Origin of the sequence: Paenibacillus sp. 1_12, from assembly GCF_900114475.1 — a bacterium.
Lineage (GTDB): Bacteria > Bacillota > Bacilli > Paenibacillales > NBRC-103111 > Paenibacillus_S.
In genome coordinates, this window is record NZ_FOTE01000004.1 from 221,408 (window position 1) to 237,836 (window position 16,429).

14 protein-coding genes are annotated in these 16,429 nt (G+C 44.5%); 9 read left to right on the forward strand and 5 right to left on the reverse strand.

Features of this window, described 5'->3' with window-relative positions:
• Positions 1 to 150 precede the first annotated feature (150 nt).
• Positions 151 to 870: a class I SAM-dependent methyltransferase gene (locus tag BM210_RS11355; RefSeq protein ID WP_091167962.1), complete on the forward strand. Its 720-nt coding sequence runs from the start codon at positions 151 to 153 to the stop codon at positions 868 to 870.
• A gap of 57 nt (positions 871 to 927) precedes the next feature.
• Here the strand turns inward: BM210_RS11355 and BM210_RS11360 are convergent, their stop codons facing one another.
• The 3 genes from BM210_RS11360 to BM210_RS11370 form a co-directional block, all read right to left on the reverse strand.
• Complete coding sequence (locus tag BM210_RS11360; protein ID WP_091167964.1) at positions 928 to 1,023, reverse strand: sporulation protein YjcZ; 96 nt, start codon at positions 1,021 to 1,023, stop codon at positions 928 to 930.
• A 199-nt stretch (positions 1,024 to 1,222) separates the two neighbouring features.
• Positions 1,223 to 1,498: a YxcD family protein gene (locus tag BM210_RS11365; protein ID WP_091167965.1), complete on the reverse strand. Its 276-nt coding sequence runs from the start codon at positions 1,496 to 1,498 to the stop codon at positions 1,223 to 1,225.
• A 29-nt stretch (positions 1,499 to 1,527) separates the two neighbouring features.
• Positions 1,528 to 1,962: a hypothetical protein gene (locus BM210_RS11370; protein WP_091167967.1), complete on the reverse strand. Its 435-nt coding sequence runs from the start codon at positions 1,960 to 1,962 to the stop codon at positions 1,528 to 1,530.
• 259 nt (positions 1,963 to 2,221) lie between these two features.
• Here BM210_RS11370 and BM210_RS11375 point away from each other — a divergent pair, with 259 nt between their 5' ends.
• A complete protein-coding gene (locus BM210_RS11375) occupies positions 2,222 to 3,538 on the forward strand; it encodes a voltage-gated chloride channel family protein (protein WP_091167968.1) in 1,317 nt (438 codons plus the stop codon).
• Positions 3,539 to 3,674: 136 nt separating this feature from the next.
• Here the strand turns inward: BM210_RS11375 and BM210_RS11380 are convergent, their stop codons facing one another.
• Positions 3,675 to 5,660: a methyl-accepting chemotaxis protein gene (locus tag BM210_RS11380; protein WP_091167970.1), complete on the reverse strand. Its 1,986-nt coding sequence runs from the start codon at positions 5,658 to 5,660 to the stop codon at positions 3,675 to 3,677.
• 251 nt (positions 5,661 to 5,911) lie between these two features.
• On the opposite strand from BM210_RS11380, the gene BM210_RS11385 reads away from it, so the two are divergent.
• From BM210_RS11385 to BM210_RS11410, 6 genes are all read left to right on the forward strand, one after another.
• A complete protein-coding gene (locus BM210_RS11385) occupies positions 5,912 to 6,832 on the forward strand; it encodes a phosphate ABC transporter substrate-binding protein (RefSeq protein WP_091167971.1) in 921 nt (306 codons plus the stop codon).
• Between the two features lie 699 nt (positions 6,833 to 7,531).
• Entirely contained in the window at positions 7,532 to 8,464 is a 933-nt protein-coding gene (pstC, locus tag BM210_RS11390; RefSeq protein WP_091167973.1) for a phosphate ABC transporter permease subunit PstC, read from the forward strand.
• Positions 8,461 to 9,318, forward strand: a complete 858-nt coding sequence (gene pstA, locus BM210_RS11395) for a phosphate ABC transporter permease PstA (protein ID WP_091167974.1) — start codon at positions 8,461 to 8,463, stop codon at positions 9,316 to 9,318. Before pstC ends, pstA begins: the two co-directional genes overlap by 4 nt.
• Complete coding sequence (pstB, locus tag BM210_RS11400; protein ID WP_091167976.1) at positions 9,264 to 10,082, forward strand: phosphate ABC transporter ATP-binding protein PstB; 819 nt, start codon at positions 9,264 to 9,266, stop codon at positions 10,080 to 10,082. The genes pstA and pstB overlap by 55 nt, the downstream gene beginning before the upstream one ends.
• 18 nt (positions 10,083 to 10,100) lie before the next feature.
• The gene (gene phoU / locus BM210_RS11405; RefSeq protein ID WP_091167977.1) at positions 10,101 to 10,760 is read left to right on the forward strand and encodes a phosphate signaling complex protein PhoU; all 660 of its coding nucleotides are present in this window, start codon (positions 10,101 to 10,103) and stop codon (positions 10,758 to 10,760) included.
• A gap of 228 nt (positions 10,761 to 10,988) precedes the next feature.
• On the forward strand, positions 10,989 to 12,824 hold the full coding sequence (locus BM210_RS11410) for a GGDEF domain-containing protein (protein ID WP_091167979.1): 1,836 nt from the start codon (positions 10,989 to 10,991) through the stop codon (positions 12,822 to 12,824).
• On the opposite strand, the gene BM210_RS11415 is transcribed toward BM210_RS11410, so the two are convergent.
• Positions 12,813 to 13,571 carry an HAD family hydrolase gene (locus BM210_RS11415; RefSeq protein ID WP_177237767.1) on the reverse strand — a complete coding sequence of 253 codons (759 nt, stop codon included), beginning with the start codon at positions 13,569 to 13,571 and terminating at the stop codon, positions 12,813 to 12,815. The genes BM210_RS11410 and BM210_RS11415 overlap by 12 nt on opposite strands.
• 158 nt (positions 13,572 to 13,729) lie before the next feature.
• Between BM210_RS11415 and polA the strand changes: the two genes are divergently transcribed.
• Positions 13,730 to 16,396, forward strand: a complete 2,667-nt coding sequence (polA, locus tag BM210_RS11420; protein WP_091167982.1) for a DNA polymerase I — start codon at positions 13,730 to 13,732, stop codon at positions 16,394 to 16,396.
• Positions 16,397 to 16,429: the final 33 nt, after the last annotated feature.

Sequence of the window (16,429 nt, forward strand, 5' to 3'; positions counted from 1 at the left end):
TAAATGTAGGACATCATTCGTAAATATGTTTGTATTGAGTTTAAATTCTTAATTGGGTCTATTTACCATCAAAGAATGATTTAAGTGGTGCAAAATTGGTTTTCTTTCATATGATGAGATAAAACCTGCTGCGAAAGGAATTAAATACTCATGGATTATTTGGATATGCTGGCTAAATTAGGTGTTGGTAATGCTCATCCTGGAGGGTTTGCAGCAACTTTAAAGCAATTTGAACAATATCCGCTACCAACTAACTCCCGAATCCTCGAAGTTGGTTGTGGCACAGGCAGAACATCTTGTTATGTAGCTGCTCAGGGTCATGATGTAGTAGGTATAGATATTCGTCCAGATATGATCACAAAAGCAAAAATGCGGGCCGAAAAAGAGAATGTCTCGATTCAATTTATGGAAGGAGACGCAAGCTCGCTTCCTTTTCCTAACGAATCATTTGATGTGATTCTTGTTGAATCTGTATCCATATTCACTGATACGGATAAAGCATTATCGGAATATTATAGGGTTTTGCGTACTGGAGGCAAACTTTTTGACAGAGAAATGATTCTACGAAAACCAGTGTCTATAGAAATCAACCAAGAAATTACTAGATTTTATCACATTGAGCGGCTATGGGACATTAATGATTGGTCAGCTTTAGTAAAAAAAATGGGATTTAATCAATCAAAGATAGAGGGTCCATTCTTGTTTCCTGAAACAAGTGAGGATCTTTTTGAACATCCAGACCCAAATCAACAAATTGATGTTGGTTCTTTTCTTGACATGAATATTTGGGAAGTAACAAGTAAGTACAACGGTATAATGGACAGATTTCGAAAATACATCGGATTTATTCTCGTTATTGGAACTAAATAAATCAAAAGAAAGAACAAGATGTCAGGCTCTTGTTCTTTCTTTATCCTCACTTTTTTGTTAAATAAAGAAACCAACCGACAACACGATTACCAACAAAATGTAAAGAACCAAAATTTCTGCAGTGGAAGTTCTTCCAACACCAACACAACTCATCGATTATCCCTCCTTTTTGCTTCCTAATTGTATTGATATTCACCATCCGTTCTGGATGTATGGATTGTAACCTAAATAACATGGAGGAATAGAAATTATCCGTGAAACTCACAAATAACCCCCGCCAAGGTTAGCGCCAATGGCAGGGGTCACCCATTCTGATATGTCCAATCTCAGTACCGAAACCGTTTTTTCTAATTTATACGATGTCTGCGACGATTTCTTCATTCAGTTGAAGATGGATTTGATCGCGGAATACACGAACGTTTTGGTGTGTTAACATATAAAGCTCGATGGCCTCCAAAATAGTGGCCGCGATTATAATTTGTTTGCGACCCTCGGCGTAGACTTCTGCTGAAAATCCATAGTCCTCGTCCCACATCATCTCAACCTCTACCTGGATCGGCTGAATCTGTTTCCGTTCAGCCATATGTAGGCATATGGCATTTATGATTTCTTGCTCAGAAAGTCTCATGTTTAAGTGACCTCGTCATTACATTGGGATTAGGAGCGATTCGGATCATTTTCGAGTTTTCGTTTGTTACGGAAATACTGCACAATTTTGATAACACCCGTGACCAAAGCCGCGATAGCTAATACGTTTACGAGCATGCCTAGTATATTTCCAAGTCCCCCTAAATCACCCAATAAGCCGCCAAACAGCATACCAGCCAAACCGCCAATTAGGAGTCCCTTCATCAGACCACCGCTAAAAAAGCCAGGCTTTGCTGCTGTGCTAGGATTTGTAGTCGCGTTCGGTGTTTTTGTAGCCGTGCTTGGGTCTGCTTTGTTGACGCCACTGTTTTGATTTGGAGTCTTGTCCAAATTGATACTTTTCTTAGGACCCTTGTAAGACTTTGCAGCATCTGCAACGTTTACAGCACTGAACGAAAAGACAATGATGAACCCCATAATAATCATAGATAACTTTTTCCACATACCAATAACCCTCCATCATCATTTCGAGTAATTTTGTATCCAATTGTTATACTACGAAAGATTACTTCAATGGTTTCAGTTTTATTCCTATGACAACAAAAGTCCACAGATCATCAAGTTTCAAATTTCATGAAAAATGTTAATTTTAACTTGTCCGCAAGGATATATGTGATTCCTGCTACTCCGATTTATTGCTTGCGCACGTATTCGTTGGAAGGTATTATTACGTGAAAGAGTGTTCGGGGAGTGGAAGGAAAATATGAACAAATGGCTGAAAACATGGACAACTCGGGAATCCACGGACAGCCGAAATGTTCGGCAGACAGATTTGATCAAGTATATACTGCAGTGGTTGGTGTTAGCGGGTGCAGTAGGTTTCTTGACCGGCTCGGCCTCGGCATTATTTTTGGTCAGTCTGGAGTGGGCGACAAGTATGCGAAACGAGCAGCCCTGGCTGTTATATTTACTGCCGTTTGGTGGTGCTTTTGTTAGCTGGATGTACCAAGCCTATGGTCGTAACAGTACAAAAGGCAACAATCTGATTTTGGAGCAAATTCATGACGGAAATGAAACCATACCCTTGCGTATGGCTCCATTTGTGCTTGTTGGAACGGTGCTTACGCATTTATTCGGCGGCTCGGCAGGACGTGAGGGAACGGCGGTTCAAATGGGAGGCAGCTTGTCCGAGACGCTTGGCAAGCTGCTGCATATCCGTCCGGAGAATCGTAAAATCATACTGATGTGCGGGATCAGCGCAGGCTTCGGTTCAGTGTTCGGAACACCGCTAGCTGGGGCTGTCTTTGGGTTAGAGGTACTGGCTATCGGTCTGATCAGTTATGAGGCACTGCTACCCTGCTTGATTGCCAGTCTTGTCGGGCATGTTGTGACATTAGGGTGGGGAGTGACGCATGCTCATTACTCCATGGGGCAAATACCGCCGCTCGGTGCGATCGTGCTGCTGAAGGTTACGGCTGCAGCGGTCGTATTTGGTTTGATAAGTCGGTTATTCAGCGAGCTGACTCATAAGCTGAAGTCCTTGTTTACACGCCTATTCAGTCATACTGCGGTCAAAGCCTTCATAGGCGGTTGTGTTATCATTTTGTTGACAAAGGCTATAGGTACCCGGGATTATCTTGGTCTTGGACTGCCGCTTCTGGACGATTCTTTTCAAGACGGAACGGCATCATTGGCTTTCCTTTGGAAGCTGATTTTCACTTCCATTACACTTGGAGCCGGCTTTCAGGGTGGAGAGGTAACGCCGTTGTTCGTGATTGGTGCGACATTGGGGAATACGTTAGGTACGTTATTGCAGCTGCATGGTCCTTTTCTTGCGGGGATTGGCCTCATTGCCGTATTTAGCGGGGCGACGAATACACCGATTGCTTGCTTCCTGCTTGGTATTGAGCTGTTTGGTTCCGAGGCGGCAGTTTACATGTTTGTGGCAGTTGTGATCAGTTATTTATGTTCCGGACACGTGGGCATCTACACGGCTCAGAGGCTGAAGGTTGCGAAGGGGCAGAGCGGTCAAAAGTTAGATGAAAAAACTGCACTCGGAACATTGAAGTCCAAACGCTAAACAGATTGCTTTAGTCGAACAACCATTCATTCTGAGCGGGCATGCGATGATGTTTTTGTATCGTTCAAACAGCCGCTGTGATTTACAGTAAAAGCCCCGCTCGGGAGTTAGATATCCGACGCGGGGCTTAGCTGTACTAGCCTATTGTTATGAGTTTTTTTTCTTTTTCTTTATCCTCTTCTTTTATTTCCTCGCTTTTCTTAGTGACGACCGGTATCGAAACGGAATGCTCAGCAGCAGGTTTTGTCATACCTTCAGATATATCTAAACGGTTTGCTGTGTTCAATTGATTGGCTTCAAATTCACTCGAATCAGCGAGACTTTCGATAGAATCCTCTTCTATCCCGATGATATCCGCTGCGTTAGCATCAGGTTTTTCAATTTCTCCAATCTCGAATCGGTTTACTTCATTAAAGAGATTTTGCGATAGCAGCATCATATCATCGGCTTGTGAAGCGATTTGCTGAATGGCTGCATTTTGCTGGATAGAGGAGGCAGTAACCTCTTCGACGCCTGCTGCTGTCTCTTGGGCAATAGCTGCAACGATTTGGACAGAATCGATTAAACTTTCGTTCTTTTGCTGGGCCAGCCCAATTTGCGTTTGGATTTGGTTGATATCTAGTGAAAGTGCGTCCATGGAACTGCGAATTTCCTGAAAAGCCTCGACGCTTTCATTCATTTTACCATTCTGCTGTAAAAAAGATTTACGTGCTTCTTCCATATATATCTCCAAATCCTTCGTTTGCGCCAGCAGTGCATGTATAATCGTAGCTATCGATTTGGACGAATCATTGGTCTGCAGCGACAGCTGCCTGACTTCCTCAGCAATAACTGAAAAGCCGCGTCCGTGGACTCCCGCTCTTGCCGCTTCAATAGCAGCATTCAAGGCGAGGACATTCGTTTGTTGAGAGATATCGGTAATCGTATTTACAATTTTATTGATTTGCATGGAGCTAGCGGATAAAGAGGTCATTGCTTGATACACTTTACCGAGTAAGTCTTCCGAGATTTTGGATGCGCTTCTAAGGGCCTCCATGGAATTGGAGCCTGTATGTGTATTAAAAGCGGCCTCGTTGCTTCTTTCGTGAACGGTTTTGGACAATCCTGAGATGAGGTCGATTTCACGACCCAGTTCGCCAATCAACTGAGTGCTTTGCTCAGTGTGAGTGGCTTGCTGCTCAGCACCAGTCGATATTTCCTGAATGGCTCGAACAATATCCGCATTTACAGCAGCCGTAGAACCCGAGAAGCCCTGAGATGCTTTAGAATGCTCTGATAACGAGAAGGCAATAGCTTGCGTATGGGCCAACATATTGCGGACCTGATCAATCATGTGATCGAAGCTATTGCTTAAAGCCCCCAACTCATCCTTTGAAGTGCTGTTAATTTTATTGCGCAAATCACCATTCGCTATAGAATATACCGCGTGCTGCAGCCGTTGGATGGGCTTAACAAAGGATCTGATAAGCAAGTAAGCAATGGCGATGCTGGAAATAATCACAATAATAGAACAGATGAGCATCATGGTTACCGTATTGTTAAGCAAATGCTGAGTATTGGCAACAGCGAGTTCTGCATCATCTGAGTATGCGACATAGAATTGGTCGACATAGACGAAAATATCACCCATCAACTTTTGTGATTCGTTGTAGAGATACTCCATATTTTTGTTAAGATCGTCTGCAGGCAGCTTGTTTTCTTGTACCAGTTTGGCCGCGACGTCAAACGTATTTGTATAATCGACGGTTAAGGAGATCAGCTTGCTGCGCCATTTGGCTTGTTCGGGTGTGATGGCAGTGTCACCAACACGTTTGATCATTTTATCGAAAATGACTCTTTTTTCATTATATTTAGGTATGTAATCGGCTTTCTTAGAAATTTCAAGTCCAGATGCAATAATATTCAGCTCCTGAACCATCTCTTTAAGCTCCAATGCCATCAGCTTGAGTTCTACCTTATCATTTTGCTGGCTGAGCTGATTTTTGATATCGTTCACCTGCTGCAAATTATAAAGCGCCATTCCCAGGAACAACACCAGCATACCAGCAAAACCAAGCATTAGCTTCAATTTCAGGGACAACACCGGGAATGAAATTGTCTTCTTACTTATTAGAATGCTCATTTAATCCCTCCATTATTAACATCAATAGTCCATACGTGTAAACGTGGTCAGTAGTGATTTGCTTCCTATTATGCGAGCTATTTATTAAATACAAGTCCATTGTTTGTAAATAATTCGTTAAATTTAGATTAAACTCGACATCAAAAACTTTTACATTCCGTTAACGTTTCGAGGGTTTAGACTTTACACTCGCTTGTTAAGATGATCTAGTAAACAAAAATACTAGAGGATAAAAGGGAGGACATGCAAAGATGTTGAAGCATTTCTCGAGAAAAGGCAGTCTTGCAATGGTAACAGTTTTATTAATGGGGGTACTCGCAGCATGTGGTACTCAAACGGCAGCTCCAACAACAGATACGAAAACACCAGCAACCAACGCGGCAGCACCAGCGGCTCCTGCTAAACCAGAACCACCTAAAGAATTGACAGGCACAGTAACAGCGTCAGGTTCCAGCGCACTTCTTCCATTGGTAAAACAAGCTGCAACAGAATTTATGGAGAAAAATCCTAAAGTAACCGTTAACGTAACTGCCGGTGGATCTGGCACAGGCTTGAAAAACGTTGCAGACGGCACTTCCGATATTGGTAACTCCGACGTTGCGGCAGGCGACGAGTACAAAGATAAAAACCTTGTTGACCACGTAGCGGCAATTGCTCCTTTTGCTCTAATCGTGAACAAAAAAGTACCTGTAGATAACCTGTCCAAACAACAGGCTGCTGATATTTTTATGGGTAAAATCACGAACTGGAAAGAAATTGACGGCAAAACCGATGCGAAAATCGTCGTTGTTCACCGTCCGGACAGCTCTGGTTCAAGAACACTTGTTAAACAAATCGTTCTTGATAATAAAGATTTCACCAAAGATGGCGTAACTCAAGAATCCAGTGGTGCAGTTGCTACAACAGTAGGTTCCACAGATAACTCTATCGGTTATGTGGATACGCCTTACCTGAACGATACAATTAAAGCGTTGAAATTTAATGACGTAGCTTTCAGCAAAGACACAATCAAAGACGGTAAATACCCGTTGTTCGGTATTGAGCATATGTATACAAAAGGCGAAGCTAAAGATGCTGTTAAAGCTTTCCTTGATTACATCACAGGTCCTGATTTCCAAGGCAAAAGAGTAGAAGAATTGAAATTCTTACAAGCTAACCTTTTGAAAAAATAAGTATTTCTTAATCAAGTAGGATGCGGAGTGATCTCCGTGTCCTTTTTGTGTTGTGCGCTTATAAAAAGAGCTGTCAAAGTCCGGAGAATAAGTCCCGCTGCGCGGCCAAATATCCTTCCGATCACTGTTGTTTCCGTATTTTTTGATTTATTAAGATATGTAGCGGTAAAAGTACGGAAACAAAGGCGAACGCTGACGCTTCTACAGGATTATTTGGCCGCTCCGCTCTTTATTCACCGCACTTAAGATCTATGATCTAAGATCTGATATGCGGTCCATAGTGTCTTTCTCTTGCCCTTGCCTTTGTTCTTGCTCTTGCTCTTGCTCTTGCCCTTCGGGAAGCGAGCAACGCAATGCTTCCCCCTGCACTCTACTCCTACCACTCGGAAGTGAGGTGAATAAAGAGCGGAGGGGACGAAATTGTTCTGTAGAAGCGTAGCGTTCGCCTTTGTTCAAGGATTTCCACCACTAAATCCCTTATATAATGAAGAAATCATTGAACAACAGCGATCGGAAGGACATTTCGGCCCCGCAGCGGCACTTATTCACCGAACTTCCTGCACTTTTTACATTCCCTTAACAATTGAAACGTATGGCTTTAACAATTGTCCATTATGATGAATAAAGAAGATTCAGGCCGAGCTAATAAACGTCATCTTTAAGGCTTGTACGCTAAATTATTTGAGGGGGAAACATCCTGTGAATTCTTTCGCTGATCAGCTCACTGAAAGAGCAGCTTTAAAACACAAACAAGTAAGCCAATGGACCAAACGGCAAAACCGGACCGATCAAGTCATGAAGCTTATTTTTGTCGGAAGCGCCATTATTGTATCGGCTATCATTTTCTCCGTTATTGCATTCGTTGGGATTCAAGGTGTTAAGACGTTTAAAGACGTAACGCCATGGACCTTCTTCTTTTCACCAGACTGGACACCGACCAAAGGAGAATTCGGAATCTTCGCCTTTCTGTACAGCACACTGCTGCTGACATTGATCTCGATAGCCTTATCGGTTCCTTTAGCCTTGTCTGGAGCTGTATTCCTTGCCAAAATCGCACCTAAATGGGTTCGTGAAATTATGCGTCCTGCAACGGACCTGTTCGTCGGGATTCCATCCGTTGTTTATGGCCTTATCGGTTTAACGGTTATAGTTCCGGGCCTTGCCAAGTTAACGGGAACAATTGGATACGGAATTTTGCCAGCTGCTATCATCTTGGCCATCATGATCCTGCCAACGATCTTGTCAATCTCCGAAGATGCGCTTCGGGCGTTGCCAAGTCGGCTGGAGGAAGCTTCATTAGCTCTGGGAGCCACACGCTGGCAGACGATTTGGAGAGTGCTTGTACCTGCAGCACGTCCTGGTATTATAACGGGTATCATTCTTGGCATGGGAAGAGCGATTGGGGAAACGATGGCTGTATTCATGGTTATCGGTAACTCGCCGCAGATCCCTGGCTCCTTGTTAGAATCAACAACGGTGCTGACGACAGCTATCGTTAAAGATATGGGTAACACCAATTACGGAACTGTATGGAATAACGCTTTGTACATGATGGCTCTCGTGCTGTTGTTAATCTCCTTATTTATGATTATCGCTATACGGATCGTTGCCAAAAGGAGTGAACTGAAATGACGAGCAAAACAACGGATCGCGCGGCTACCTTATTTTTCTGGGTTTCCGGTGTTGTCATCATGCTGCTGTTGGCTTGGTTCCTGATCCGAATATTAGGAGATGGACTTCCTCAGCTTTCCTGGAATTTCATTACGGGGAAACCATCTGAGGTTATGGCAGGCGGCGGGGTTGGTCCGATGCTGTTCAACTCCTTCTACATTCTATTTTTATCCTTATTGTTTTCCATTCCGATCGGTGTAGGCGCAGGTGTATACTTGTCAATCTATGCGAAGCAAAATCGGTTTACGGATTTTATCCGGATTTCCGTCGAGGCTTTATCATCAGTTCCATCGATCGTTTTCGGATTGTTCGGTTTCTTACTATTCGTGAATCTGCTTGGCTTGAAATTTTCGATTATCGGCGGTGCCGCTACACTCTCCTTGCTGAATTTGCCTGTATTGGTTCGTGTAACGGAAGAATCGCTTCGATCCGTACCTGATTCGTATTGGGAGGCTTCGCTCGCGCTTGGCTCCACCCGTTGGCAGGCCATCCGCAAGGTTCTTTTACCAGCTGCCATGCCAATCCTGATTACCGGTATCACGCTTGTTGCCGGACGGGCATTGGGCGAGTCAGCCATTCTGATCTATACAGCCGGTTTATCGGTTTCCCGCCATTTTCCAGACTTTAGTCCTCTGGCTATGGGGGAGACGCTGGCTACGCATCTATGGTACGTGCAGTCTGAGGCTATTGTTCCTGATGCCAAGAAAATTGCCCAAGGAAGCGCTGCGCTTCTGCTTATCGTCGTCTTGATTTTTAACTTATGTATTGCCATACCGAGCAAAATGATTCAAAAAAGACTGACCGGGGGGAAATAATCGTGGCGGATAAACATAAAATCAAAGTAGAAAAATTAAACCTGTTTTATGGTGAAAATCAAGCACTGCATAATGTGGAGTTGGATATTAAAAGCAATAATATCGTAGCGTTAATCGGACCTTCCGGCTGTGGAAAATCGACCTTCCTCAGAACGCTGAACCGTATGAACGATCTCATCGATATTGTGCGGATTAATGGAAGCATTTATGTGGATGGACAGGATATTTATGGTTCGGAAACCGATGTAGTATCCCTTCGCAAAAAGGTAGGTATGGTGTTTCAGCGTCCCAATCCGTTTCCAATGAGTATTTACGACAATATAGCATACGGCCCGAGAATTCATGGAACGAAGAAAAAATCGGTTCTTGATGAGATCGTAGAAAAGAGTCTACAGCAAGCCGCACTATGGGATGAAGTTAAGGATCGGTTGAACAAATCGGCACTCGGATTATCCGGTGGTCAACAGCAGCGCTTATGTATAGCCCGTTTGTTGGCGGTTGAGCCAGATGTCCTCTTAATGGATGAGCCTACTTCGGCCCTGGACCCGATCTCCACATTGAAAGTTGAGGAATTAACGCAAACGTTGAAAGAAAAATATACGATCATTATCGTTACGCACAACATGCAGCAAGCAGCGCGGATTTCCGATTATACGTCATTTTTCCTGAACGGATTGCTGATTGAGACGGATCAAACGGACAAAATTTTTACAACACCGTCAGATCAGAGAACTGAAGACTATATTACAGGCCGTTTCGGCTAAAGGGGACAAGAACCAAATATGGACACTCGCCATAACTTTCATCATTCGGTGGATGAACTGCAAAAGGTTTTACTCAAAATGGGTACATTGGTCGAAGATTCGATTTCCAAGGCTATCGAGTCATTAGCGACGCTGGATGAGAAGCTGGCCGTTACTACGGTTAATCAGGATGATGTCATCGATGATTTGATGCTGGAGGTAGAAGAACGTTGTTTAAGGCTAATCGCTTTGCAGCAGCCTATGGCAAGTGATCTGAGAATCATTGGTATGGCTTTGAAAATTGCGACGGATTTGGAGCGGATTAGTGACCACGCGGTGGATATCGCCAAAATCTCGATTCGATTGTCCGGTGAACAATTAATTAAACCGCTTGAGGATATTCCTCGGATGGCGGTGCTGGTTAGAAATATGCTGCAGGAAAGCCTGCTCTCTTATATGGAGCTGGATATTCACCGTGCTTCCTCGCTTGCCGAGAAGGATGATGAAATCGATAAAATGTACAGCACATTAATGAATGAAATTATCGCGTTGATGAACAATGATTTCCAGCGCAACCGGCAGCTGTCTCACCTGATGTTTGTCGCCCATTATCTGGAGCGAGTTGCCGACCACGCAACAAACATTGGCGAAGGCGTAATCTACATGGTTACCGGCAAGCGGAAAGATCTGAACGTTTAAAAGGCTTATAGCTACAATTTCGCTTTTTGCTGAGTATGTAGTTCGGACCCGCCTGGAAGAAGGATATATGAACTGGAAAAGAGCCTTGCTTAAGGCTCTTTTTTGCATGTTCCACGGAGATAAGGTTTTACACAAATTTAACAAAACAATGGTCATATTTGACATAGGGATGAAGGTTGTCTGTTATAGTTATGGGTATACAGCAGCTTACTCAAAGTAGGGATCAATATGGATACTCACCAGTTTACGATAGCGAACACGGATTCGGAAATCGAAATACTTAAGAAGCAGTTTCGGAATATTCTGGAGGCCAAACTCATTCATTCTGTTTATCAGCCTATTGTTTCATTGAAGGATGGTACAGTGTTTGGTTACGAGGCATTGACACGTGGACCGAAGAACAGTCCGTTCCACTCCCCGATGAAATTGTTTCCTTTTGCTGAGGAAGAAGGGGTCTTATACACCTTGGAAAAATTGGCTAGGGAAATGGCGATCAAGGGAGCTTTTTTCTCACAGAACAACGAAATGTTATTTATCAATATTTCCGCGGCTATTTTGCAGGACCCGCATTTTGCTGCTGGTAAAACTCTTGAGCTGCTGCAGGCTCGCGGCCTGAAGCCCGGCAATATCGTATTTGAAATTACGGAACGCAGCTCCATTGAGGACTTTACCACGACCAAGCGTATACTTGACCATTACCGTAATCAGGGCTACCGTATTGCCATTGATGACGCGGGAGCAGGATATTCCTCCTTACAGGCAATCGCTGAGCTGCAGCCGGATTTCATCAAAATCGACCGTTCTCTGGTGCACGATATTCATCTTCATAAAAATAAAGAATATATCATGGAAACCTTCGTTTCGTTTGCTGATAAGCTTAATATTAGCTTGATCGCTGAAGGTATTGAATCGCAGGAAGAGCTGCAGCTGTTGACGCGTATGGGCATCCATTATGTTCAAGGCTTTTTGTTGGGCAGACCTGCCACAGAGATTGCGGTAATTGACCCGGAATGGGTTGAATTGATTGTGCAGCACCGCAAAATCAGGGATACAGGTGGAGGAACATTGACTATTGGTGATGTTATCGCACCGATTCAAACCTTTGACAGCAAGGCACTCATATCCGAGGTTGCGAATTTTTTTAAAAGCAATGTCAAAGCCCAAGGAGCTGCTGTCATATCAAATGGAGTCCCTGTAGGCTTGATGATGCGAGAGCGTTTGTTTCAAAAGCTGGCAGGTCAGTATGGCTTCTCCTTGTTCTGGAATCGCTCCATTGATCAAATGATGGACCCAAAGCCGCTTATTGTAGACAAGGATACCCCTATTGAAACGGTTTCCCAGTTGGCTACATCACGGGATACGAATTTGTATGATTTTGTGATCATTACGAATGAAGGCCAGATGGCGGGTGCCTCATCCATTCGGGCGATCCTGGAGTGCATCACGAACACCCGGATGGAAAATGCGAAGGTGGCAAGCCCGCTGACAGGATTGCCAGGTAATATCCAAATTCAACGGGAGCTGACCCGGCGGCTGATGGAAAAGAAGCCATTCTCAGTTTTATATGCAGACCTGGATTATTTTAAATGGTTTAATGACCAGTATGGATTTCAAAAGGGTGACCAACTGATTCAGTTTACGGCAGATGTGCTTCAGCATGCTATTGTGCTTTGCGGCAAGCCATTAGATTTCGTCGGTCATATCGGAGGCGACGATTTTATAGTGATTACGTCTGCGGAAGAGCCGGATCGGATGTGCAGGGAAATCATTCGCCGCTTCGACCAGAGCGTACCGTTATTTTATGAAGGTGAAGATTGGACCTATGTGGAGGATCGAAAAGGAAATCGGATTGAAACAAGAGGCGTGACCCTTTCCTTATCCTTAATTGTTTGTGAATCCGAGTCGCAGATCACCCTTGAGGAGATTTCTCAATCCGCGGCGACATTGAAAAAGCAGGCAAAAGCAAGTGTCGGCAGTGTATATTGCAGTACCTTCCTTGGTTTAGCTGAATTGGAAGATGAAGAAATAACCAAACCAGATGTTGAAGCTTATTTATTGGAATAGCTCAAGCAACTGATTAATTTGTTGAATACAATAAATATTGCGTTTCCCGAGCTTTTGCCGGGAAATTTTTTTGTTTGTGTTTTCCTGATTAGTTTGCAGCCAGATCACGTCAAGTCCAGCTTTAACGGCACCGCAAACATCGTGTTTCCAGGAGTTGCCTACCATGACAGCCTGCCGCGGTGTTAGCTCCAGCGTCTGTAGAGCCGTCTTAAAAAGAGAGCTTCCTGGTTTTTTCTCAGACAGCTTATGGGCAGTGAATATTTGTTCAGACGGAAAAAAAGCCTGCAGCTGAAATCGATCCAGCAAGTGCATTACCTCGTTATGGGGACTGTTGCTAATAATCGCGAGCTTAAAATGCCGTGACAAATCGCGAAGCGTACTTTCTACACCGTGTACCAGAGTTTTCCCCTCCATGCGTCTCTGTCGAACGAGTCGAAAAAAATCCTTTGCGAATCCTTGATGGACCGGAATCTGCTGATCCTGAATCGCTTGCTGGAGGCATTGCTCCTGAAGCTGATCAAATGATATCGCTGTTCCCTTCGTTTTTTTGTTGAGCTGCCAGTTAGCTTGGTATCGATCCCAAAGGTTATCGACCTCACTTTGATCCTGTTGTAAGCCGCGAGCGGCATAGTCGCTGCAGACGGATCGAAAAGCCTGCTCAAAGTGAATGCCTTGGTGAATTAATGTCTCATTCAGATCGAAACAAATCGCTTTTTTTCCTGGGATTTTGTAAACTTTCCCTATCAATGGAATCTCCTCCGTTCAAGCTTACTTTGCAACCTGATATCCTATGTTTATGCTGGAATGTCTGGCGTCACACCTATGTACAGGAATGTGGGATTAAGCTTTTTATATTGCGTTGTCCTATGCTATCATGGAGGTAGTATGGAAAATGAGGTGCTATAATGTCCAAATTGATCGTCATTGATGGCAACAGTATTGCGTACCGTGCGTTTTTTGCACTTCCGCCGCTTAGTAATTCAAGTGGTTTGCACACGAATGCTGTTTTTGGCTTTACCACGATACTTTTGAAGCTAATGGAAGAACACAAGCCTACTCATTTCCTCGTTGCATTTGACGCGGGTAAGGTGACGTTTCGACATACGAATTATAAGGATTATAAAGGCGGCAGGGCCAAGACTCCTCCTGAGCTTTCTGAGCAATTCCCGGTGCTTAAGGATTTGATCCGGGCCTTCGGTGTTTCCCAGTTTGAGCTGGAGGGCTATGAAGCGGATGATATTATAGGAACCTTGACAAGGATGGCAGATGAGCTTGGCAATATTGAGGTCATCGTCGTAAGCGGCGATAAGGATATGCTGCAGCTAGCCTCCGAGCATGTGAAAATTGCTTTGACACGTAAAGGGGTTAGTGATGTTGAGCTGTATGACCCTCCCTATATTATGGAAAAATATGGGTTGACGCCGAATCAGATCATTGATCTGAAAGGGCTTATGGGGGATACGAGCGATAATATACCAGGCATTCCCGGTGTTGGGGAGAAGACGGCGCTAAAGCTGCTGCATGAGTACGGTTCAGTCGAAGGTGTGTTGGCGAATACGGATCAGCTGAAAGGCAAGATGAAGGAGAAGGTTGTCGAGCATGCGGACGACGCACGGATGAGCAAGGAGCTTGCAACCATATTTCGTGAGGTTCCGATCGGTACACCTTGGGACGAGCTGGCTTATAAGGGGTATGAGAAGCAAGCTTTGGCAGAGATGTTTCACAAGCTGGAGTTCAAATCTTTAATGGAAAAAATGGATCTGACCGGCGGAGATGTGAAGCTCGCGGATCAACAGCCTCAGGCAGAGCTTGTCGCGATTGCTATCCAAAAGCTGGAGCAGCTGGCAGAGCTGACAGATGCGCTGGACAAGGTAGAATCGCTGCATGTTGAGGTGATTGGTGACAATCCGCACGCAGGTTATGTGCTGGGACTTTCGTTTCATACCGAAGAGGCCTGTTATTATGTGCCGTTCGAGTTGTTGAAGGAGAACAGCTCTGAGGTAGATACGCTCAAAGCATGGCTGGAATCACCGGATAAGTCAGTTGCCGTATATGACCAGCATCGTGCCGAGATTGCATTATCATGGCAGGGAATTGCACTTCGGGGTACTTCATTCGATGTGCTGCTCGCTGCGTATTTATTGGACCCAACAGAATCAGCGCTTACTCTGCATGGATTGCTGGCCAAATACAACCTACCTTCCCTTAAAGCGGATGAAGACGTATTCGGTAAGGGAGCGAAGTTCAAGGTACCTGCAATTGAGATCGTAACGGACCATCTTTGCCGTAAGGCCAATGCGATTCATACCTTGTTGACGCTAATGAAGCAGGATCTGCAGCACAAGGATATGGATCAGCTGTTCTATGATCTGGAGCTGCCGCTAGCGAACGTGCTTGCTTCTATGGAGGAAAAGGGCATTCAGGTCGATGTTGAAGGGCTTAAGCAGTATGGTGTGGAACTGGCGGCGCAATTGGACAAGATTATGAAATCGATCTATGAAGCAGCCGGCGGTGAATTCAACATCAATTCAACGAAGCAGCTTGGGGAAATTTTATTTGAGAAGCTGAATCTGCCTGCATACAAAAAAACAAAAACCGGCTATTCGACTGATGCTGAGGTACTGGAAAGACTGGAGCCCTACCATCCTGTCATTAGTCATATTTTGAACTATAGATCTCTTGCGAAGCTGCAATCGACTTATGTCGAAGGGCTGCTAAAGGAAATACGTCCGGAAACCGGTAAGGTGCATACGTACTACAGGCAGACGATTGCTGCTACAGGCCGATTAAGCTCACAATTTCCGAATTTGCAAAATATTCCTATTCGTCTGGAGGAAGGACGCAAGATCCGTAAGGTATTTGTCCCTTCACAGCCAGGCTGGTCGATTCTAACCGCTGACTATTCGCAGATCGAGCTGCGCGTGCTTGCACATATTTCACAGGATAAGAACCTGATGGAAGCTTTCCTGAACGATATGGATATTCATACGAAAACGGCGATGGATGTATTTGGCGTCGCTGAATCGGCTGTTGATTCCAATATGCGTAGACAAGCCAAGGCAGTAAATTTTGGGATCGTTTATGGGATCAGCGATTACGGCTTGTCGCAAAATTTGAATATTACTCGTAAGGACGCCGCCGCGTTCATTGAGCAATATTTTGTCGTATTCCAAGGGGTACGCCGTTTTATGGATGATATCGTACTGAAGGCCCGTAAGGATGGCTACGTGACAACTCTGCTGCAGCGCCGCCGATATTTGCCTGAAATCTCTGCATCCAATTTCAACCTGCGTTCCTTTGCTGAACGAACGGCGATGAATACACCTATTCAAGGTACCGCGGCTGATGTCATCAAGCTGGCTATGGTTCAAATGGACGAGCGTTTGAAGCGTGATGGGCTAGCAAGCCGGATGCTGCTTCAGGTACATGATGAACTGGTATTCGAGGTGCCTGAGAACGAGATCGAAGTGATGCGCAGAACCGTGAAGGAAGTTATGGAGGGTGCGCTTAAGCTGGATGTGCCGCTTAAAGTGGATGTGGACACTGGCTCGAACTGGTATGAGGCGAAATAATGAAAATAAGACAGAAGTGCGGTGAAAAATGAG